A 21,207-nucleotide genomic window follows, 5' to 3' on the forward strand; every position below is an offset into this window, starting at 1 on the left:
GAGTACATTGTTGAAGCGAAATCAATATTCCACCCTGGCCGCGCGCGCCGGGTCCTGGCTGCGGCGCGCCGTGCCGGCCTTGCTGCTGTGCGCCACTGTCGCCCATGCCGCCGGCCCCACCCTGGAGGCGGAATTTGCCGCCGGCTTGAAGGAAGAGGGACTGGCGGGCGCCGTCTGGAGCGAAGTCTTGCCCGACGGCACAGTCAAAGTCGGCGCGTCCGGCCTGCGCGACGCCGCCAGGCAAGTACCGATGCAGGCCGATACGCGCATGCAGGTGGGCTCCGTGGGCAAGGTGGCGCTGGCGCTGGGCGTCTTGCGCCTGATCAGCGAAGACAAGCTCACGCTCGACACGCCCCTGCAGCAAGTGCTGCCCGAACTGGCGCTGAGAAATCCGTGGCTGGCCAGCGATCCCGTGCGCATCCGCCACCTGCTGGCGCATACGTCCGGTCTCGATAATGTGCGCTTCTGGCAGGCCTTCAGCCTGCAACCGGCGCCGGACACGCCGTTGGCCGCCGCTTTTGACGGCGGCGGCAATCTGCTGCGCGTGCGCACGCGGCCCGGCAGCCGCTACGCCTACTCGAATATGGGCTATGGCTTGCTGGGCATGGTGATCGAGCGAGTCACGGGCCAGCCGTATGAACGCTACCTCGATGCGCAGCTGCTGCAGCCGCTGGGCATGGGGGACAGCACGTTTGGCTTTGTCAGCCAGACAGGCGCGCAGGCTGATCCGCGCCTGGCCATGGGTTATTTCGAGCATGGCGTGGCGCAGCCGGCCGTGCCCCAGTACCTGCGTCCTGCCGCGCAATTTACCACCACGGCGGCCGACATGGGCAAGCTGGCGCAGTTCCTGATGGGCGACGGCAAGCTGCAGGGTACGCAGTTCATCGACCTGGCCCTGATGGGCGCCTTGTCCGAACCGGCCGGCACGGATGCGGCGCAGGCGGGCCTGGCGACGGGCCACGGTCTGGCGCTGGCCGTGCGCGACCGCCACAATGTCGTGGGCGCCTGCCACCCTGGCACGGCCGTGGGTTTCCGCGCCATGCTGTGCATCTATCCGGAGCAGGACAGCGCCTTCTTCGTGGCCTTCAACACGGATGCGGAGCGGGCCGACTATGAACGCTTCAACCGCCTGCTGCTGCGCGACCTGGAACTGCCCCTGCGTGCGCCGGCCCCGCAGGGCACGCCCGCACCCACGGTGGAAAACTGGCAGGGCGTCTACGTGCCGTCGCCCAGCGCCATGGCCAGCATGGCCTGGGTCGATGCCTTCTTCGGCTTTACGCGCCTCAAATGGGATGGCGAATCGCTGTTCCTGATCCCGTTCCAGGGCGAGCCGAAGGAGCTGGAACCGGTGGGCGGCTTGCTGTTCCGCGCCAGCGACCGCAGCACGCCATCGCATGTGCTGATGCAGGAAGATGGCAAGCATGTGCTCAGCGACGGTTTGCGCAGCTATGAGCGCGCGTCGATGCTGCGCATGCTGGTGCTGTGGGGCAGCCTGGCCCTGGGTGCTGCCGGCTTGCTGTACGTGCTGGTGGTGGGCGTCTGGCGCGCCGCGCTGCGCAGCCTGGGACGGGGCGACCATCTGTTCGCGCCCCTGTTGTCGCTGCTGGCGCTGCTCTTGCCGCTGCCGTTTTTCTATTTCCAGTCCTATCTGCGCCTGGGCGACGTCACCGTGGCCAGCGTGCTGCTGACATTGGCGACGGGCGCGCTGCCGCTGGCCACGGCGTTCGGCCTGGCCCGCTGCTGGCGCAGCCGCGGTACGGCGGCCGAGGCGGGCTCGTGGGCGAAATGGGATTGGGTGGCCTTGCTGGCGGCCTTGCAACTGCTGCTGGTGCTGGCCTGGTGGGGCTTGCTGCCGCTGCGGCTGTGGCAGATGTAGGCGGTCAGGTCCAGGCGGCCAGCAGCCGGCGCCACCAGGGTTGCGCCGGCGTGACCCTGCTGCCGTGCGCGGCGCGCTTGGCGCGATAGCTGGCCGCCGCCATCTGCAGGCCGACGCGGTCCATCGCCGCCATCGCGTCCGCTTCCTGCGGCGACAAGCCGTGCAGCAAGGCTTGCGCGCGCGGCGCGAGCAGGAAGGCGTCAAGCACGGCGTCGTCCGTGTACAGCCTGGCCAGATAGGTTTCCAGCGCGGGAGAACTCATGCGCCGCGCCCCGCGCGCAAGGCCGCGCGCGCCAGCTCCAGCTGGCCCAGCACATGCCCGAACGACGGGTAATTGCCGTCGCGTTCGACGATCACCGTCAACGGTTGCGGTGCATGGCGCGCCAGCAGCGTCAATAAAGCGAAGACTTCGGGCGGCACGTCGTGCAGATGGTCGTCCAGCAGCCGCTGGCCGCCGCCCGGCGCAGCTATCCAGTGGCCGCCGCTCAGGTGCACGGCGCGCACCCTGGCCAGGGGCAGGCGCAGCAGCATTTGTTCCGGCCGCTCGCCAATATTGACGGCGTTCGCATACAGATTATGCAGGTCCAGCAGCAGCGGCACTTGCGCGCCGTGGATAATCTGCGCCAGCCATGCGGCTTCGTCCAAGGTGCTGGCTGGCGGCTGCACCAGGGTGGCGATGTTTTCCATCAGCGGCGCGCTGCCGACGATGCGCGTGGCCAGCGCGATATTGGCGATGGCGCCGGCGGCGCTGCGCGCTGTGCGCGGCGGCGCCGCCAGGTGGCCGATTTCGATGCCGCCGGCACGCACAAAGCTCAGGTGCTCGGACCACGATTCCGCCCGCACCGCCTTCATCAGGCGCGCCATCGCCTGCAGGCGGCGCGGGTCGGCGGGTATCGTCGAGGCCAGCCCCATGCCCACGCCGTGCAGGCTGACGGGCACCTGGCGCGCCAGGCGGTGCAGGGCGGCGATGCCGGCGCGCGAGGCATGGTAGTAATCGTCGGCGATCACTTCCAGCACGTCGATCCGCGCCAGGTGGGACAGGATGCCGGCGGCCAGTTCGCCGCGCCAGCCCAGGCCGACGCGGTCGCGTGCGCTTGCCTGGCTAACTGCCACAGCCGCCGCCACCGCCGCACCCGCCGCAGCCGCTGCCGCCGCCATCACCGCCGCCGTCGCCGCCCGATGAAGAGCCGCCCGAGTCGCCCGTGCCGCCGGACGACGAGTCGCCGCCCGAACTGTGCCGGGGCGACGGGTACAGCTCGGCGACATATCCGTACACGGACAAGGGCAGGGCGCCGATGCCGAAGATGGCGGCCAGCAGTGCCATGTCCGCGCTGCTGCTGCCTGCCTGCAGGCGCGCCGAGCGCATGTTCAGGCGGCCAAAAAGCATGCGCAAGTCGGTCAGCAGCCGCTGCGCGCTCCAGCTGGTCGCCTGGGTGCGCAGGCCGCGCAGCATGAGGAGAAAAATCGCCAGCAGGACTGCCAGGAACAGCAGGTTGTAGTGCTGGCGGCTGATGGCGATGACGGCCTTGACGCCGGCCACCGTCACCAGCAGCCAGTGCGCGGCCCAGGTGATGCGTTCGCGCCGGCGCAGCAGCGGCGGGCCGACCAGCAATTCCTGCTGCGTCAAGGTCTCCTGGTAGGCGCGGCACGATGGCAGCATCCCGGCCTGCACGGCCAGTTCCTTGCTATGGCCTTGGCGGCCCAGGTACAGCCGCAGCACGTCGCGTTCGATGTCGTGGCTGGCGAAGCGCAGGCTGTCGGCGCTTGCCGTTTCGAGCAGCGGGCCATCGGCGCGCAGCAAGCCGCGGTCGACCAGCACGATGGCGGCGATCTTCACGGCTTCGAGGGCGCCGCCGCGCAAGAAGGCGATGCGGTAGGGATCGTCGGCGAGTGTCAGCTGGGCGTGCGGATTGCGCACTTCCTGGCGGATCAGCAGCTCGCGCACGCCGTAGTACACGAGCAGGCCGAAGATCAGATAGGCCAGCAGGAACCACGGTCCGCTCCAGTCAAAGGGATTGAGACCGTTCACCGCATCTGCTCCGCGTGCTCGCGCAGGCGTTCGGTCATCGTCATCAGGCTGGTGAAGGCGGGCAGGGCTTGCCCCGGCGCCAGGCGCGCCGTTTCGCGCGCCGCCGACATCGCTTGCAAGGCTGCGTGCAGCGACGGTTCGCCCAGCTGGTCGACAAACGCTTCGAGCGCCTGCTTGCCGGACAGCGCAGACTTGCCCTCCAGCTGCGCCAGCGAGGCGGCGGCCGAGCGCAAGGGACCGGCGGCGTCGGCGATGGCGCCGGCCAGCTGTTCTTCATTCAGGCTCAATAGCATATAGCGTTCGCGCATGCGCACCTGCTGGTTCAGCAGCACTTGCCGCAGCCGGCGCAGCACGGCGTCGCGGCTCGTGTGCAGGCTGGCGAAAGGATCATTGCCCAGCAAGACGCGGTGGCGCGCGATGATGTCGGCGAACTTGACGGCGAAGGCGTCGGCGGCCTGCGTCAATTCGCTTTCGAGCAGGAACATCACCTGCAAGTCGATGGCGGCGTGCGCCAGGCGCAAGGGAGGCAAGGGAGCGCGCAGCGCATCGGCCGCCTGCGGCGTAAAGCGCTTGAGCAGCAACAGCAGGTTGACGTCGGAGGTGGCGCGCAACTGGCCGTCGGCGGCCGAGCCAAACAGCACGGCGGCGGCAAGGTCGGCGCCGAAGGCCGTTTGCGCGGCGGCGACGAACACATCCAGGTGGCGTTGTATTTCTTCTGGCAGCGGTGGCGGCATGCGGTGTTCTTTCACGGTGGGCGGGCGGGGTGAATATAAGTTTGCAATATAGCAAACTTATGCAACCGTGCGCGCACCGTCCGGCGCCGCGAACTTGGCCCCGGCTCAGCTCAAGACGTTGAGCAAGCCATCGAGTCCCACAAAGTTCAGCGCCACGTCGGCCTGCGAGCGCACCACGGGCTTGGCGCGGAAGGCCACGGACAGGCCGGCGATGCCCATCATTTTCAAGTCGTTGGCGCCGTCGCCCATGACGATGGCCTGCGATGGCACAATCCCCATCTCCGCGCACACGCGTTCCACCGTACGCTGTTTTTCCTCGGCGTCGACGATGCCCCCTAAGACTTTACCCGTCAGCTTGCCGTCAACGATTTCCAGTTCGTTCGCGTGCGTGTAGTCGAGGCCGAGGCGCTCTTTCAGGCGCTCGGTGAAGAAGGTAAAACCGCCCGACACCAGCAGGGTTTTCAGACCAGCCGCCTGCACGGCCGCCAGCATCTTCTCGGCACCGAGCGACAGTTTCAGGCGCTCGTCGTAGACGCGCTGCAGGGCCGATGCATCGAGGCCTTCGAGCAGGGCCACGCGCTGTTTCAGGCTGGCCGCGAAATCGAGTTCGCCGCGCATGGCCGCTTCGGTGATGGCCGCCACTTGCGGTTTGAGGCCCTGCATGTCGGCGATTTCATCGATGCACTCGATGGTGATCAGCGTCGAATCCATGTCCATCGCCACCAGCTTGAACTCACTGAGTTCGCGCTGGCCCATCATGTAGGTCGCGTCCAGCTGCGCCGCCTGGGCTGCCACTTCGATGGTGGGGCGCAGGGCTGGCGAATAGGCGATCTGTTCGCAGCGCACGGCATTCGGACCGAGGCGCGTGACGGACGTGGGCGCGGCCAGCGCGGCGATGCGCTCGAGGCGGGCGCTATCGCCGTCGAGACCCTGCAGGATCAGGTTCATGGTGATGGTTGTGGTATTGGTCATGGGTCAGGCCTGCATAAATGGTCGAAATGGTCTACACCGTCAATTGCTTGATGGTGGTCTTGATCTGCGTCACGCGCGCGGCCAGGTCCGGCATGGCGGCCGTGATTTTCAGCTTGTCCTGGCCATGCAGCTTGATGTGGCGGTTCTTCTGGATCAAGCCGATGATGCGCATCGGGTCGATGGGCGGCTTGGCCATGAATTGCAGGGTGGCCGCCTCGCCATGCACGTCGATCTTGACGATGCCCACGGTTTTCGCCGCGATGCGCAATCGGTGCGTCTCGACCAGGGCCTTGACGGCGTCGGGCAGCTTGCCGAAGCGGTCGATCAGCTCTTCCTGGATATCGTCGATTTTCTCTTGCGTGGCGCAGTTGGCCAGGCGCTTGTAGATCGACAGGCGCTCGTGCACGTCGCCGCAGAAGTCCGCCGGCAGCAGGGCCGGCACGTGCAGGTTGATCTCGGTGGTCGAGGCCAGCGGCGCGGCCAGGTCCGGCTCCTTGCCGGCCTTCAGCGAGCGCACGGCTTCGTTGAGCATGTCCGAATACAGCTGGAAGCCGATTTCCGTCATCTCGCCCGACTGGCTCTCGCCCAGCACCTCGCCGGCGCCGCGGATTTCCAGGTCGTGCATTGCCAGGTAAAAGCCGCTGCCCAGCTCTTCCATCTGCTGGATGGCGTCCAGGCGGCGCTGCGCCAGTTTCGTCAGGCCCTGCACGTCGTGCACCAGCAGGTAGGCGTAGGCCTGGTGATGCGAGCGGCCCACGCGGCCGCGCAACTGGTGCAGCTGCGCCAGGCCGAACTTGTCGGCGCGGTGCATGATGATGGTGTTCGCCGTCGGCACGTCGATACCCGTCTCGATGATCGTCGTGCACAGCAAAATATTGAAGCGCTGGGCGACGAAGTCGCGCATGACCTTTTCCAGGTCGCGCTCGTGCATCTGGCCGTGCGCCACGGCGATGCGCGCCTCGGGCAGCAGTTCCGTCAGCATGGCCAGGCGGTTCTGGATGGTTTCCACCTCGTTGTGCAGGAAGTAGATCTGGCCGCCGCGTTTGAGTTCGCGCAAGCATGCTTCGCGGATGATGGCTTCGCCCTCGCTGCGGACAAACGTCTTGATGGCCAGGCGCTTTTGCGGCGCCGTGGCGATGATGGAGAAGTCGCGCAAGCCTTCCAGCGCCATGCCCAGGGTGCGCGGGATCGGCGTGGCCGTCAGGGTCAGCACGTCCACTTCCGCGCGCAAGGCCTTTAATGCCTCCTTCTGGCGCACGCCGAACCGGTGTTCCTCGTCGATGATGACGAGGCCCAGACGGGTGAATTTCACGTCGTCCGACAGCAGTTTATGTGTGCCGATGACGATGTCGATGGTGCCGTCGGCCATGCCCTTGAACGCCTGCGTGATCTCCTTGCCGGTGCGGAAGCGCGACAATTCCGCGATACGCACGGGCCAGTCGGCGAAACGGTCGGCGAAGGTTTGCGCATGCTGCTCGGCCAGCAGGGTGGTGGGCGCCAGGATGGCCACCTGCTTGCCGCCCATGACGGCGATGAAGGCGGCGCGCAGCGCCACTTCCGTCTTGCCGAAGCCGACGTCGCCGCACACGAGGCGGTCCATCGGCTTACCGGACGTCATGTCCTTGATGACGTTGTGGATGGCCTCGGCCTGGTCCGGCGTCTCGTCGAAGCCGAAGCTGTCGGCGAAGCGCTGGTAGTCGTGCGACGAGAATTCGAACGAGTGGCCCTGGCGCAGTGCGCGGCGCGCGTACAGGTTGAGCAGTTCGGCGGCCGTGTCGCGCACCTGTTCGGCGGCGCGCTTCTTCGCCTTTTCCCACTGGCCCGAGCCGAGCGAATGCAGTGGCGCGTCTTCCGGCGAGGCGCCCGAATAGCGCGAGATCACATGCAGCTGCGACACGGGCACGTACAGCTTGGTGTCCTTCGCGTACTCGAGGTGCAAAAATTCCGTCTCGCCTTCGCCCAGGTCCATGCTGGTCAGGCCCATGTAGCGCCCGATGCCGTGGTTGATGTGCACGACGGGGTCGCCGATTTTCAGCTCGGACAGGTCGCGCACCATCGACTCGACCTGCGTCACGCCTTCCTGTTTCTTGCTGCCGACCCGGCGGCCGGAACCGGCATACAGCTCCGTCTCGGTGATGAAGGATAAATTTCCTTCCGGCGTAAACAGCTCGAAGCCCGCGTGCAGCGGCGCCACGCCCAGCATCAGCTTGGCGTCGGACTGTAGAAAACCGTCGCTGCCTTCCACCGGTGTCAGCTGCAGGTCGTATTCGCTGAAGTACTGCTGCAGGGTTTCGCGGCGGCCGTTCGATTCGGCGCAGATCATCACGCGGCGGCCCGCTTGCAGCAGATAGCTGCGCAGGTTGGCCAGCGGGTCGTCGGCGCGGCGGTTGACGGCGATGTTGGGAATCGGCGCCGACAGTTCGGACGCCAGCGCATCGTTCGATTTGGCGATCGCCAGGCGCGGATAGGGCTTGGCCAGGCCAAAGAACTGCTCGTCGGACAGGAACAGCGCTTCGGGCGGCAGGATAGGCCGCTCGCGGTCGGCCTTCAAAAAGCGGTAGCGCGACTGCGTGTCGGTCCAGAAGCGGCCGATGGCGGCGTCGATCTCGCCCACCAGGGCCAGCGAGGCGTCGGGCGGCAGGTAGTCGAACAGGGTCGCCGTCTGCTCGAAGAACAGGGGCAGATAGTATTCGATACCGGCCGAGGCGATGCCGCTGCTGATGTCCTTGTAGACGACGGAGCGCGACGGGTCGCCTTCGAATTGCTCGCGCCAGCGGTTGCGGAAGGTGGTGCGCGCCGCTTCGTCCATGGGAAATTCGCGGCCCGGCAGCAGCCGCACTTCATGCACGGGGTAGAGCGAGCGCTGGGTGTCGGCGTCGAAGGTGCGGATGGTTTCGATGGTGTCGCCGAACAGGTCGAGCCGGTAGGGCAGGGCGGACCCCATGGGGAACAGGTCGAGCAGGCCGCCGCGCACCGAGTATTCGCCCGGCGACATCACTTGCGACACATGGCTGTAGCCGGCCAGGGTCAGCTGCGACTTCAGGCGCGCCTCGTCCAGGGTTTCACCCTTCTTGAAGAAGAAGGTGTAGGCGGCCAGGAAGGACGGCGGCGCCAGGCGCACCAGCGCCGTGGTGGCCGGCACGATCAGCACGTCGCACTGGCGCGTCTGGATTTCGTGCAGCGTGGCCAGGCGCTCGGAGACCAGATCCTGGTGCGGCGAAAAGGCGTCGTAGGGCAGGGTTTCCCAGTCCGGCAGCAGATGGCAGCGCAGTTCCTTGCCGCCAAACCACGGGATTTCATCGAGCAGGCGCTGGCCGTCGCTGGCCTGCGCCACTACCACGGCCAGCATCTGGCCCCGCGCTTTCAATTCCAGTGCGGCCAGCGCCAGGGCATAGGCGTCGGATGAACCATACAGGGCGGGCAGCGCGTAGCGGTTGCCGGGCTTGGGGAGAGCTTTCGTTAAGTCTAAGGACATGCAGGCGATGACACTAGTGGCAGAGGCAGTTGAGTGGAACAGCTGTGATGCGCGCCGCGCCGCCAGTGACGGCGCTGACAGGCGAGATTATAGACCATCGCCCGCACCTCCGCGCTTGAGAAAACCGTCGCGAGCGGCAGCGATTTGTGGTCAAGAAGCGCAGCCGTACGTTAGTACGGTGAGCATCGCAGGCCGCAAGGCGCGACGTGCAGCAGGTTTTATCCTGCGCGGACATTGGCGATGCCGAACGGAACATGCACCATCGGTATCGTGCCGCCCGCCGATTTCAGGTGGCTCAACTGGTCGTCAAAGAAGATATGCGGCTTGAACACGGACAGCACGCGCGATTTGTCCATGCCGCCGAGGAAAAACGTCTCGTCGGCCGCCACGCCCCAGCTTTTCAGGGTCGTCACGACGCGCTCGTGCGAGGGCGCGTTGCGCGCCGTGATGATGGCGATGCGCAGGATCTTTTTGTAGCCGGGGTCGCGCCGCTGCGCCTTTTCTTCCAGGCGCTGCATGGTGGCCAGCTTCTGAAACAGGTCGGCCAGCGGGCCGGGGCGGTGCGGCGTGCCCACGTTCAGGGTTTCATGGGCGTGGAATTCATCGACGTCATTGTTGCGCTTGAATACGGTTTCCGCCTCGTCGTCGGCGATCACGCCGTCGAAATCGAAGGCCACGCGCAGTTCCTCGTCGTTTTCGTCGTCTTCCGTGCGCGATGGCAGCACCAGGCCGGCCGGATAGTCGCACGCCAGCGCGCTGCGCACGTCGTCCTCGTTCGCGCTGAGGAAGAGCGAGGCGTTGAAGGCGGGAAGGTAAGGATAGGGCGACTTGCCCGTCATGAAGGCGGCGCGCGAGATATCGAGGCCGTAGTGGGCGATCGAATGCATGACGCGCAAGCCCGTTTCCGGCGAATTGCGCGAAAACAGCACCACTTCCACGGGCGACTGGCGCGGGTAGTGCTTGTTGATGTTCAGGAAGCGGCGAATGAAGGGGAAGGCCACGCCGCGCGGCAGGACCGTGTCGATATGCGCTTCCTGGTATTTGCGGTATTCCTCGGGGCCGCTGTCGAGGTAGACCTTGTGCGATTCTGCCAGGTCGAACAGGGCGCTGGAAGCGACCCCGATCACCAGTTTGTGTTCGATAGGATAAGCCATGGTCTGCCTGTTGTTTGCTTGTTGCTCATCTTATACGACTATCAACTGCGTAGCCAATAGTGGCGTATCGGGATTTTTTGCACCAAAGCGGGGCGCCAGGCCGTTTTTTCTGTCCCCTGTGCAATATGCGCCACAGTAAAGAAAGAAATCTTGTTTTGTATCAAGTATGTAGCAGCCAGCGAGCGTATTTTCCACTATGCTTTCACTTATGAAATCTCGCCAATTGTAACGAAGCGTACGCCCTATCCCCGCCACCTTTATACAAGTGTCAGCTGTTTTACTCGAACATGCCAGCCCCAACTTCGCCAGCAGTCGTCGTGCATTTATAAAGGACCTCGCCATGTTTAAGAATTTACTGATCAAATGGAAGCTGGCGACGCTCGTTGCCGTGATGATGGTGGCCTTGCTGGTGGTGGGAATCAGCGGCTACACGGGCATCGCCACCGTGGGCAACGCCGTCAATGAAATCGGCGTGGTGCGCCTGCCGTCGATCCAGGGCCTGATGATGATGAACGAGGGCCAGACGGCCGTCGCCGCCGCCACCCTGACGGCCGCCATCTATGAAAACAATTACCAGGCACAGGACAAGTTCGCGGAAGCGCTGCAGCTGCGCACCAAGGCCTGGAGCAATATCGAGGCAGGCCGCAAGCTGTACGAGCCGCTGCCGCAAACCCCCGAGGAAGCCGTGCTGTGGAAGCGCTTCCTGGACGAATGGGCGGCCTGGAAGGGCGATGACGACAAGGTGCGCGCGATCCTGCGCCAGCTGGCCGACAACCGCGACGAACCGCGGCAGAAAGAGCTGTTCGTGGCGTTCTACAAGCAGTACCAGGATTCGCGCAGCCTGTTCAGCAAGGCCGAAGCCACGCTCAACGAGATCATCAAGCTCAATAACGGCGTGGCCGATGCCAGCGTCAAGGAAGGCAGCGCGGCCGTGATCCGCTCGGAAAGCCTGATGGTCATCCTCGGCTTGCTGGCTTCCGCGCTGGGCATCGGCTGCGCCGCCTACATCACGCGGGCCATCACGCAGCCGATCAATTCGGCCGTGAAAGTGGCGCAAACGGTGGCCTCGGGCGACCTGACCAGCCACATCGAGGTGCACACGACGGAAGAAACGGGCCAGCTGCTGCAGGCGCTGAAAGACATGAACACCAGCCTCGTGAACATCGTCGGCCAGGTGCGCAGCGGCACGGAGACGATTGCCACGGCGTCGTCGGAAATTGCCAGCGGCAACCTGGACCTGTCCTCGCGCACGGAAGAACAGGCCAGTTCGCTGGAAGAGACGGCATCGTCGATGGAAGAGCTGACGTCGACCGTGCGGCAGAACGCCGACAACGCCCAGCAAGCGAATCAGCTGGCGCTCTCCGCCTCGGGCGTGGCAGTGAAGGGCGGCGCCGTGGTGGGCAAGGTGGTCGAAACCATGGACGCCATCAACGACTCGTCGCGCAAGATCGTCGACATCATTTCCGTCATCGACGGCATCGCCTTCCAGACGAATATCCTGGCCCTGAATGCGGCCGTGGAAGCGGCGCGCGCGGGCGAGCAGGGACGCGGCTTTGCGGTCGTGGCCACCGAGGTGCGCAATCTGGCGCAACGCTCGGCGGCGGCCGCCAAGGAAATCAAGACCCTGATCGGCGACTCCGTCGTGGCCGTCGACACGGGCAGCAAGCTGGTGGCCGAGGCGGGCAGCACGATGGCCGAAATCGTCTCCAGCGTGCAGCGCGTGACGGACATCATGGCGGAGATCAGCCTGGCGACGCAGGAGCAAAGCTCGGGCATCGACCAGATCAACCAGGCCATCGGCCAGATGGACCAGGTGACGCAGCAAAACGCGGCCCTGGTGGAAGAGGCGGCCGCCGCGGCCGAATCGCTGCAGGAGCAATCGGGCCAGCTGGCCCAGGTGGTCAGCGTCTTCAAGCTCGATGGCGCACAGGCGCCAGCCGCGCGCGCGAAGCCTGCCACGCCGCGCGCCGCAGTGGCCAGTGCCGCGCCCAGGCGTCCCGCACCGGGTCCGGCATCGCCTCCCGCATCACGCCCCGCTGCAGGCCGCCCGGCCTTGCGCGCCGTGCCGTCCCAGCGCCAGAGCGCATCGCGCGACGACGAGTGGGAAGTGTTCTGACGGATTGACGGATTGACGGCGCCAGGATGCGCTGACCGGACGGCCGCCCTGTGCGGCCGTTTTTGCATGTGCGCCCAAGCCCGCACTGTGGTTACTACTTACTAAAAAAACAGCGTTATAAAAATAGCTGTTTTGTCATCTAAGCAAATCTTTTCAAAACTTAACGCGACATTGCTTGTGAGATAACTCACACTGCCTGCCGTACCACCCTTGTTCCCGCCTCGGCCACATCCCGGCTGACCCCTCCGCCTGCTGCGTCCAGCCATTCGTGGCAGGCGGCAGCCATTGCCGTCAGCCTTGCATGCGAGCCCGGCGCGGTGACCGATGATGCACCACATTGAAGGATGCGAATAATGATGGCAAATATGAAAATCGGCACGCGCCTGCGCTGCTCTTTTGCGTTGTTGACCTTGCTGCTGCTGGCGACTGCCGCGCTGGGCATGTTGCACCTGTCCAGCCTGGAGCTGCGCATGCGCGACGTGATCGATGACAAGTATCCGAAAACCGTGCTGGCCAACGACATCATCAAGAATGTCAACATCATCGCGCGCTCCTCGCGCAACCTGCTGCTGATGACGAAGCCGCAGCAGCTGGCGCAGGAGCGCGCGAGCATCGCCAAGGCGGGCGCGGACACGGAGCAGCGCCTGGCGCAGCTCGAACGCATCGTGCTGTCGGAGCAGGGACGCGCGCTGATGGCGGCCGTGACGCAGGCGCGCGCCACCTTCAACGAGGGCCGCGACAAGGTGCTGGCCCTGCTCGAGGCCGATGCGCGCGACGAGGCGGCGGAGCTGCTGCTCGGTACCGTGCGCAACGACCAGCTGCGCTACATGGCGGCGCTGGAAACCTTGATCACGCACCAGCACGACCGCATGGAAGAGGCGGGCGCCCAGGTGCACGCAGAATATCTGTCGGCGCGCACCATGATGCTGGCGCTGAGCGCCCTGGCCATCGGTTTCTCGCTGGTGACGGCATGGCTGGTCACGCGCAGCATCGTCCATCCGCTGCGCCATGCCTTGACCGTCGCGCAGACCGTGGCCGCCGGCGACCTGACATCGACCTTCGGCCGCCACGGCGGCGATGAAACGGGCAAGCTGCTCGACGCGCTGTGCATCATGAACGGCAACCTGCTCGAGATCGTGCAGCGGGTACGCAGCGGCACCGACACCATCGCCACGGCCTCGTCGCAGATCGCGGCCGGCAATAGCGACCTGTCGTCGCGCACCGAGGAGCAGGCCAGTTCGCTCGAACAGACCGCATCGGCCATGGAGGAGCTCAGCTCCACCGTGCAGCAGAACGCGGACAATGCCCGCCATGCCAGCATCCTGGCCGTCGAGGCGGCAAACATCGCCGGCGCCGGCGGGCAAGCCGTGGGCCAGGTGATCCACACCATGGACGCCATCAGCGCGTCATCGGCGCAGATTGCCGACATCATCGGCGTGATCGACATGCTGGCCTTCCAGACGAATATCCTGGCCTTGAACGCGGCCGTGGAAGCGGCGCGCGCGGGCGAGCAGGGGCGCGGCTTTGCCGTCGTGGCAACGGAAGTGCGCAGCCTGGCGCAGCGCAGTGCCGCGGCGGCGCGCGATATCCGCGCCCTGATCGCCAATTCCACCCAGCAGGTCGACGCGGGCGCGGCCCTGGTCGCACAGGCCGGCGCCACCATGCAGGAAGTGGTGGCGGCCGTGGGGCGCGTGAGCCAGATGGTGGCCGACATCACGGCTGCCAGCGCCGAGCAAAGCACGGGCATCGGCCAGGTCAGCCAGGCCGTCGTGCAGATGGACGAGGTGACGCAGCAGAACGCCGCCCTGGTGGAGGAGGCTGCGGCCGCGTCGCAATCGCTGGAAGGCGAGGCGGCGAACCTGCTGCAGGTGGTCAGCGTGTTTCGCCTGCAGCAGGGGCCGGCGCACGCCTTGCCGCGCCGGAGCGCGCCGGCCGTGCCGCGCCTGCTGGCCTAGTGGCGCGCCTGGCAAGGTTCTGGCACGGCCCGCGCACGCGGGCGCTGCTGTGCGCTGCGCTGGCCGTCTGCCTGCCGTTGGGCATCTGGCTGGACGATGCGCAGCCGCGTCACGTGGCGCTGGTGGGACTGGCGGCGCTGGCGCCGGGTTGCGCCATGCTGTGGCGGGCGCTGAATGGGCGCGGCGGCACGCGCATGGTGTCGGCGCGCAGCCGCGAGCTGCAGGCGCGCCTGGACAGCGCCATCGGCGACGGCGAATTCTGTTTTCACTACCAGGGCAAGTTTGATACGGCGCAACTGCGCCTGGTGGGTCTGGAAGCGCTGCTGCGCTGGGAGCACCCGCGCCACGGCCTGATCTACCCGAATGCATTCATCGGCCTGGCCGAGCAGACTGACGCCATCGTCGCGCTGGGCAACTGGGGTATCGATGCCGCCTGCCGCCAGCTGGCGCAGTGGCGCGCGGCGGGCCTGCCCTTGGTGCCTGTCGCGGTGAATGTCTCGGCGCGCCAGCTGTGCCAGCCGCACTTGCCGGACTTCGTGCTGCGCTGCCTGCGGCGGCACGCCATCGCGCCTGGCCTGCTGGAGCTGGAAGTGACGGAAAGCTGCTGCATCGACGACATGGCGCAGGCGACGCAGGTCTTGCGCCGGCTGCGCGCGCTGGGCCTGGCCATTTCGCTCGATGACTATGGCACCGGCCATTCGGGGCTCAGCCATGTCAGGATGCTGCCGATTCACACCATCAAGATCGACCGCTGCTTCATCCGCGACCTGGGCAGCGCAGGCAGCGCAGATAGTGACACTGTGATCGTCGCCTCGACCATTGCGCTGGCGCGCGGCCTGGGCTTGCAGGTGCTGGCCGAAGGCGTGGAAAACGGCGAGCAGCTGGCGCGGCTGCGGCGGCTGGGCTGCCCCCAGGTGCAGGGCTTTTACCTGCACCGCCCGGCGTCCGCGGCCGACGTGGCCGCACTGCTGGCCGACGGCGCGCCGGCCGGCCTTGTAACAGTGCCGAAACATGGCGCCATGCGGCCTGGCGTGGATGCTCAGTAAAATATGGCCACTGCAAGCCGCATGCTTTAACACTTCTCCCCCACGCAAGAATGATAAACAGTCCCGTCCCGGCCTATGTCTTCGGCCCGTTTCGCCTTTTGCCGCTAGAACGCGTGCTGTTCGAGGGCGATCGCGCGCTGCGCCTGGGCAGCCGGGCCATGGACTTGCTGCTGGCCCTGCTGGAGCGCGCAGGCGACATCGTCGACAAGCATGAACTGGTGGCCATCGTCTGGCCCAATGCCGTGGTCGACGACGCGACCTTGCGCGTGCACCTGGCGGCGCTGCGCAAGGCGCTCGGCGATGGCCGCGATGGCCAGCGCTACATCACCACCGTTCCCGGGCGCGGCTATGGCTTCCTGGCGCCGCTGGCGCACACGGGCCAGCCGGCGCCCGGAACGGCCGGCGTCGAGCCGCGGCACAACCTGCCCGTCATGCTGACGCGCATGCTGGGCCGCGCCGAGGCGCTGCAAACGATGGCCAACCAGCTGCTGCAATTGCGCCTGCTGTGCATTGCCGGTCCGGGCGGTATCGGCAAGACCACGCTGGCTGTCGTCCTGGCCACGCGCGTGCTGCGCCGCTATGCCGATGGCGTGTGTTTCGTCGACCTGGCGCCGCTGGACGAGGCCCGCCTGGTGCCGCTGGCGCTGGCCACGGCGCTGGGGGTGGCGGTGCCGGCCGGCGACGCCATGCCTGTCCTGCTGGCCTACCTGCGCCCGCGCCACATGCTGATCGTGCTCGATAACTGCGAGCACGTGATCGGCGCGGCCGCCATGCTGGCCGACGCATTGCTCAAGGGCGCGCCGTTGCTGCACGTGCTGGCCACCAGCCGCGAGCCGCTGCGCATCACCAGCGAGCAGCTGCAGCGCCTGCCCGCGCTGGAATTGCCGCCGGCCGATGCCGTGCCCGATGCGGCGGCGGCCCGGCATTTCGCCGCGGTGCAGCTGTTTTGCGAACGCTGCGCGGCCGTCGACGATGCTTTCGTGCTGGCCGACGCCGATGTGCCCGTGGTGGTGGACATTTGCCGGCGGCTCGACGGCATCCCGCTGGCGCTGGAGCTGGCGGCCGGGCGCATCGGCCATTTCGGCTTGCATGAATTGCGCCACCAGCTCGACGACCGCTTTCGCCTGCTCACGCGCGGGGCGCGCAACATGCCCTTGCGGCACCAGACCCTGCGCGCCACCCTGGACTGGAGCTACTGCCTGCTCGACGCGCAAGAGCGCCAGGTGCTGCAGGCGCTGAGCGTGTTCAAGAGCCGCTTCCGCCTGGAGTCGGCCAGCGCCGTGGCGGGTTGCGACGTCTTCGACACGCTGGCCGATCTGGCGGCCAAGTCCCTCGTCAGCATCGAATTTTGCTGCCAGCACGTGTATTACCGCCTGCTCGACACCACGCGCGCCTATGCTAGCGCGCAGCTGGCCGCGGGCGGGGACGCCAGCGCCGTGCTGCGGCGCCATGCGCGCCATTGCCTTGGCCTGGCCGGACGCATCGCCGCCGACTGGGAGAGCATGCCGCCGGCGCACTGGAGCGCGCGCTACGGCCGCCATGTGGATGACCTGCGGGCCGCCATCGACTGGACCTTCGGCGAGGAGGGCGACGTGGCGCTGGGCGTGGCCCTGACCCTGGCCGCGCAACCCCTGTTCTATCAGCTGTCGCTGATGGATGAATACCGCGTGCGCGTCGCGCGGGCGCTCGAGTGCATGGCCGCGCAGGCAGTGGATGACCCCGACAGCGAGATGCAGCTGCATGCCTCGCAGGCACACCTGCTGCTGCATACGCAGGGCGTCACCGGCACCATGCTGCGTTCGTTCCAGCGCGGCTATGCGCTGGCCATGCGCACGGACGATGACAGCCGCCGTGCGGAAGCGATTTGCGGCATGTGGATCTGCAGCCTGCAGCTCGCCGATTTCCAGCGCGCCGACAGTTACGTGGCCCAGCTGGCCCTCCTGTGCGAAGCGCGCGACGACACGGCGCTGCGGCTGGTGCTGGCGCGCATGCGCTCGGCGGGCGAGTACTTGCGCGGACGCTACGCGGAGTCGGCGGCGCTGGCGCGCATGGTGCTCGCGCATCCCGAGGGCGCCGGGCAGCTTGGCTTCAACAACGCCTTGCTGGCCGATCACCAGGTTTGCCTGCGCGGCACGCTGGCGCGCTGCCTGTGGATGCAGGGCCGCGCCGACGACGCACTGGCGCTGGCGCGCGAGGCGGTGACGGTGGGCTTCGAGCACAATGGCGTCACGCTGTGCGTGGCGCTGGCCATCAATGCCATTCCCGTCGCCCTGTGGTGCGGGCAGCGGGGACTGGCGCATGCCTGGACTTGCCTGCTGTGCGAGCACGCGGCCCGCTATGGCTTGATGTACTGGAGCGCCTGGGGCGCCGCCTACCAGCGGCTGCTCGACGCGGGCGATACGCTGACGGAATTTCCCTGGCCTGCCGTGCGCAGCTGGCCGATACAGATCGATTTGATGGCCACGCTGCACGACGCGGCCGCCGATAGCCAGGCGCTGCGGCGCGCACGCACGGGACTGGCGCCATGGAGCGCGCCGGAAGTGCTGCGCCGCGACGCGCACCACCGCTGGCGGGCGCTGGCGCAAGACGATGCGGCCGGCCTGGAAGCGGTGCGCGTGCAGCTGGAAGAAGCGCTGCAGCTTGCCCGGGGCCAGCAGGCGCCGGGCTGGGAGCTGCGCTGCGCCACCAGCCTGGCGGCCGTGATGCAGGCGCAAGGCTACGGCGCCGCCGCGCATGCCATGCTGGCCCCGGTCCATGCCGGCTACCGGCAGGGGCGCGACACCACGGACGTGATGGCGGCAGCAGCTTTGCTGGCGCGGTTGCTGGCGCAGCTGGCTTGATGGCTATTCGTAGGCACCCAGCCGGCGCTGTTCCTCCGGCGTGAAACTGGCGTCGCGCAGCTGCTGCAGGGCTGCCGCATCCTGCGCGCCGCCGGGCAGGATGGCCTGCTGCGCCTTCTGCGCCTGATACGCGATGATGCGCTGCTGCCACTGCGATTCCTCGCGGTCCAGTTCCGCCAGGCGCGCCGCTGCCGCCGGCGTGAAGGTGCTGGCACGCAGGCGGTAGACTTCATTCTCGCCGCCGCCCTGGGCCCGCAACGCCTTCACCGAGGCGTCCAGCTGCGCCACCCTGGCGGGTGCGTCGCGCGCATCGCGCTGGGCGGGCGACATTTTCTGGTCCAGCACGGCCAGTTGCGCCTGGCGCTGCGCCTCGTCGAGCGAGGTGTCGCCGAGGATAGCCATGCGCGCCACGGCATCGTCGTCATATGCGTCGCTGGCGCCGAACAGGCCTGCGCTTTCCTCGGGCGTAAAATAATTGCCGCGCAGGGCGCGCATCGCTTGCAGGCGCGCGCGCGCCGCCACGGCGGGATCGGCCTGCGCCGGCAAGGCCTGTTCCGCGCTGGCCAGCGTCTGCTTGTATGCCAGGTAAGCGCCCAGCAGGCGCTTGGCTTCGCGGGCGGGGACGGGCGCGAGGCGCCGGTCCAGTTCTGCTTCGATCTGGCTGCGGATGGCGGTCAGCGGTTTTTCACCGAGGCCCGCCAGGTAGTAGTCGAACAGGTGGCCCAGTTCCGCGTCGACCACCAGCTTGTCGCCGGCGGCCACCGTCACGTTGCCGTCGGGCCGCGTGCCTTCCATCGAGCGCACGAACGCGAACAGGTCCGGTTCCGCCTTCTCCGGCGGCGGAGCGGGCGGCTCCCCCGGCCGCAATGCCAGGTACAGGACCAGGGCCGCCAGGCTGCCGCCGATGAGCCATCTCGCGTTCGTGCGCATCGCAGCCTCCTTACAGTCCCAGGCCTTGCAGGCGGTTGGCCTGCTGGCGGAAGACGGTGACGGGGTTCGTCTCGAACAGGTTGACGATGCCGACGAACTGGTTGACTTCATCGAGGTGGTTCATGGCGTAGTCGTCGCGGATCACCTTGCCCAGGTGGCTGGAGCAGCTGCTGACCAGACCATCGTTCTTCACGCCGCCGAAGGCCAGGCTGATGGCCGCCAGCGCCGGGTCGCCCACGTCGAGTACATTCGTGTACGGTTGCGCGCCGCTCCACGAAAAGTAGTGCACGCCCTGCACCTGGTAGGCGCCTTCGCCGCAGGAGGAGGTGGGCACGCCTTGCGGATGGCGGCTATTGAAGGCCAGCGAACCGGCCGTGGACAGCGAGGTGAGCGAGGCGCCCGCGTTTTGCGGCAAGCCCTTGTTGCCCGACAAAATGCCGATCAGGGAAGCGAGCGCATTGCCCAGCGCGCCGCTGGTGTTGGGAATGGCGCCGCTGAGGATATCGGCCACCTTGGAACCCTTGTTGACGCCGGCCACGCTGGTGACGGACGCCACCAGGTCGGGCCGCACGGAGGCGACATAGCGGGCCGTGGGGCCGCCGTGGCTGTGGCCGATCAAATTGACCTTGGCCGCGCCGGTGGCGGCGAGGATTTGCCGCACCTGCGACAGCAGCTGCTCGCCGCGCACTTCCGTGCTGTTGGCGGCCGAGACGGTGGTCACATACACTTGCGCGCCGCCGCTGCGCAGGGCGTCGGACACGCCATAGAAATAGTCGACTGGTCCCAGCTTGTCGAAGCCGAACAGGCCGTGCACGAGCACGATCGGGTACTTCGTTTGCGTGTAGCCGGCGGCGCCGGCGCTGCCGGGCAGGATGGCGAGGGAAAGCAGCAGGGTGGATAGCAGTTGCCAAAAGCGAGTCTTCATTTTGTCTCCGTTATTATTGAATAGTGGAAATGTCGATGCTGTAGCGATGAACCGTGCACTCCTTACATTCTCGATGCATTAAAAATAGCGAGCGCTCGGTTTATTGAATGTAGCATTGCTGGATTTAAATTGCTGTGAATTGCATGATGCAGCGCAATAACTGTGCGCATTTGGCGTTGCGTATGGGCCCATTGCATAGTTGAAAGGTCAAATAGTTGTTTTCCTGAGCTATAATCGGCCCCGCATCCGCCGTCCCGCCGTCTTGCAGCGCCGCCCAGGTGCTGTCTTACATTGCTCATACACCGTTACTTGGGAATGCACTTGTCGACCCATTTTAATTTTGAACAGTTTCAGCAGATGACGCCTTTAAATGGCGAAAACATCTGGGAATATATTCTTGACCGCCACGCGGAGCGCATCGGCGTCAAACGCCGCAAGCCGGCGCTGGAAAATCTCGAACGCATCTTTGTCGCCACCTTTCGCCTGGCCAATGACGTGGGTTTCCGCGCCATGAGCTTGCGCGACCTGTGCCGCGAAACCGGGCTGTCGATGGGCGGCCTGTATGGCTACATCACCAGCAAGGATCAATTGGCGGAAATGATCGAGGACGTGGTGCGCCACGCCACGCAAGCCTTGCCGCTGCTGTTCGTTGACGTGAAGTCGCCGCTGGACCGCCTGGAGGCGATGATACGCTCGTCGATCTACCTGTCCGAAGTGCTGCAGCCGTGGTTTTATTTCGTCTTCATGGATTCGCGCGTGCTGCAGGTGGAGCAGCGCAGCATGGCGAAAAATTCCGAGCTGTATGTGCAGACCCTGATCGCCGCCACCATCGCCGAAATCGAACCGAAGCCGCAGGGCGATCCCACCCTGCTGGCGGCGCACTGCCTGGCCCTGTTCCAGGACTGGTACGTGAAACGCTGGAAGTACCGCGCGGCGAAGGTCAATGTCGACGATTTTGCCGACAGCGTAGTTGGCACGGTGCGCGGATATTTGAGCATGGCCGCTGCGTAAGCCTCTGCGGCACCTGTCGGGTTACGCCGTCCCGGCTAACCCGACCTACGACTGGCGATTGATGCGGTAAGAGGTAGGTCGGATTAGCGAAGCGTAATCCGACAAGATACTGGTGATTGATGCAGTAAGAGGCAGGTCGGATTA

Annotated in this window: 15 protein-coding genes; 6 read left to right on the forward strand and 9 right to left on the reverse strand. The window is 66.3% G+C overall.

Annotated elements, in window-relative coordinates; genetic code table 11:
* The first annotated feature begins 10 nt into the window (after positions 1 to 10).
* Complete coding sequence (locus AC1RBA_RS01400; RefSeq protein ID WP_492416162.1) at positions 11 to 1,876, forward strand: serine hydrolase domain-containing protein; 1,866 nt, start codon at positions 11 to 13, stop codon at positions 1,874 to 1,876.
* A 4-nt stretch (positions 1,877 to 1,880) separates the two neighbouring features.
* On the opposite strand, the gene AC1RBA_RS01405 is transcribed toward AC1RBA_RS01400, so the two are convergent.
* The 7 genes from AC1RBA_RS01405 to AC1RBA_RS01435 form a co-directional block, all read right to left on the reverse strand.
* Positions 1,881 to 2,138 (reverse strand): hypothetical protein, encoded by a 258-nt coding sequence (locus AC1RBA_RS01405; protein WP_492416164.1) that lies wholly within the window; start codon positions 2,136 to 2,138, stop codon positions 1,881 to 1,883.
* Positions 2,135 to 2,989: an MbnB/TglH/ChrH family RiPP precursor modification enzyme gene (locus AC1RBA_RS01410; protein WP_492416166.1), complete on the reverse strand. Its 855-nt coding sequence runs from the start codon at positions 2,987 to 2,989 to the stop codon at positions 2,135 to 2,137. Before AC1RBA_RS01410 ends, AC1RBA_RS01405 begins: the two co-directional genes overlap by 4 nt.
* Positions 2,979 to 3,905 (reverse strand): TIGR04222 domain-containing membrane protein, encoded by a 927-nt coding sequence (locus tag AC1RBA_RS01415; RefSeq protein WP_492402837.1) that lies wholly within the window; start codon positions 3,903 to 3,905, stop codon positions 2,979 to 2,981. The genes AC1RBA_RS01410 and AC1RBA_RS01415 overlap by 11 nt, the downstream gene beginning before the upstream one ends.
* Positions 3,902 to 4,639, reverse strand: a complete 738-nt coding sequence (locus AC1RBA_RS01420) for a hypothetical protein (RefSeq protein WP_492416167.1) — start codon at positions 4,637 to 4,639, stop codon at positions 3,902 to 3,904. Before AC1RBA_RS01420 ends, AC1RBA_RS01415 begins: the two co-directional genes overlap by 4 nt.
* A gap of 105 nt (positions 4,640 to 4,744) precedes the next feature.
* Entirely contained in the window at positions 4,745 to 5,587 is an 843-nt protein-coding gene (gene serB / locus AC1RBA_RS01425) for a phosphoserine phosphatase SerB (RefSeq protein ID WP_492402991.1), read from the reverse strand.
* Positions 5,588 to 5,642: 55 nt separating this feature from the next.
* Entirely contained in the window at positions 5,643 to 9,086 is a 3,444-nt protein-coding gene (mfd, locus tag AC1RBA_RS01430; RefSeq protein WP_070291552.1) for a transcription-repair coupling factor, read from the reverse strand.
* 218 nt (positions 9,087 to 9,304) lie between these two features.
* On the reverse strand, positions 9,305 to 10,240 hold the full coding sequence (locus tag AC1RBA_RS01435) for a 5'-nucleotidase (protein ID WP_070312041.1): 936 nt from the start codon (positions 10,238 to 10,240) through the stop codon (positions 9,305 to 9,307).
* Positions 10,241 to 10,580: 340 nt separating this feature from the next.
* Between AC1RBA_RS01435 and AC1RBA_RS01440 the strand changes: the two genes are divergently transcribed.
* From AC1RBA_RS01440 to AC1RBA_RS01455, 4 genes are all read left to right on the forward strand, one after another.
* Positions 10,581 to 12,356, forward strand: coding sequence for a methyl-accepting chemotaxis protein (locus AC1RBA_RS01440; protein ID WP_492416168.1), 1,776 nt, complete (start codon positions 10,581 to 10,583; stop codon positions 12,354 to 12,356).
* Between the two features lie 353 nt (positions 12,357 to 12,709).
* Complete coding sequence (locus tag AC1RBA_RS01445; RefSeq protein WP_492416170.1) at positions 12,710 to 14,311, forward strand: methyl-accepting chemotaxis protein; 1,602 nt, start codon at positions 12,710 to 12,712, stop codon at positions 14,309 to 14,311.
* On the forward strand, positions 14,311 to 15,357 hold the full coding sequence (locus tag AC1RBA_RS01450; RefSeq protein ID WP_492416172.1) for a putative bifunctional diguanylate cyclase/phosphodiesterase: 1,047 nt from the start codon (positions 14,311 to 14,313) through the stop codon (positions 15,355 to 15,357). Before AC1RBA_RS01445 ends, AC1RBA_RS01450 begins: the two co-directional genes overlap by 1 nt.
* Positions 15,358 to 15,455: 98 nt before the next feature.
* Entirely contained in the window at positions 15,456 to 18,197 is a 2,742-nt protein-coding gene (locus AC1RBA_RS01455; RefSeq protein ID WP_492416174.1) for an ATP-binding protein, read from the forward strand.
* Positions 18,198 to 18,200: 3 nt separating this feature from the next.
* Here the strand turns inward: AC1RBA_RS01455 and AC1RBA_RS01460 are convergent, their stop codons facing one another.
* Both AC1RBA_RS01460 and AC1RBA_RS01465 read right to left on the reverse strand, forming a co-directional pair.
* A complete protein-coding gene (locus AC1RBA_RS01460) occupies positions 18,201 to 19,127 on the reverse strand; it encodes a lipase secretion chaperone (RefSeq protein WP_121669815.1) in 927 nt (308 codons plus the stop codon).
* A 10-nt stretch (positions 19,128 to 19,137) separates the two neighbouring features.
* Positions 19,138 to 20,052, reverse strand: coding sequence for a lipase family alpha/beta hydrolase (locus tag AC1RBA_RS01465; protein ID WP_121669814.1), 915 nt, complete (start codon positions 20,050 to 20,052; stop codon positions 19,138 to 19,140).
* Between the two features lie 357 nt (positions 20,053 to 20,409).
* Here AC1RBA_RS01465 and AC1RBA_RS01470 point away from each other — a divergent pair, with 357 nt between their 5' ends.
* Complete coding sequence (locus AC1RBA_RS01470) at positions 20,410 to 21,063, forward strand: TetR/AcrR family transcriptional regulator (RefSeq protein ID WP_070220014.1); 654 nt, start codon at positions 20,410 to 20,412, stop codon at positions 21,061 to 21,063.
* Positions 21,064 to 21,207 lie beyond the last annotated feature (144 nt).

The sequence above is a fragment of the Janthinobacterium sp. GW823-FHT03B06 genome (assembly GCF_058796955.1).

Bases quoted from the DNA above. Each gene is read 5' to 3' on its own strand.
- AC1RBA_RS01405 (WP_492416164.1), bottom strand. From the start codon at position 2,138: ATGAGTTCTCCCGCGCTGGAAACCTATCTGGCCAGGCTGTACACGGAC.
- AC1RBA_RS01420 (WP_492416167.1), bottom strand. From the start codon at position 4,639: ATGCCGCCACCGCTGCCAGAAGAAATACAACGCCACCTGGATGTGTTC.
- serB (WP_492402991.1), bottom strand. From the start codon at position 5,587: ATGAACCTGATCCTGCAGGGTCTCGACGGCGATAGCGCCCGCCTCGAG.
- mfd (WP_070291552.1), bottom strand. From the start codon at position 9,086: ATGTCCTTAGACTTAACGAAAGCTCTCCCCAAGCCCGGCAACCGCTAC.
- AC1RBA_RS01435 (WP_070312041.1), bottom strand. From the start codon at position 10,240: ATGGCTTATCCTATCGAACACAAACTGGTGATCGGGGTCGCTTCCAGC.
- AC1RBA_RS01440 (WP_492416168.1), top strand. From the start codon at position 10,581: ATGTTTAAGAATTTACTGATCAAATGGAAGCTGGCGACGCTCGTTGCC.
- AC1RBA_RS01445 (WP_492416170.1), top strand. From the start codon at position 12,710: ATGATGGCAAATATGAAAATCGGCACGCGCCTGCGCTGCTCTTTTGCG.
- AC1RBA_RS01460 (WP_121669815.1), bottom strand. From the start codon at position 19,127: ATGCGCACGAACGCGAGATGGCTCATCGGCGGCAGCCTGGCGGCCCTG.
- AC1RBA_RS01465 (WP_121669814.1), bottom strand. From the start codon at position 20,052: ATGAAGACTCGCTTTTGGCAACTGCTATCCACCCTGCTGCTTTCCCTC.
- AC1RBA_RS01470 (WP_070220014.1), top strand. From the start codon at position 20,410: ATGACGCCTTTAAATGGCGAAAACATCTGGGAATATATTCTTGACCGC.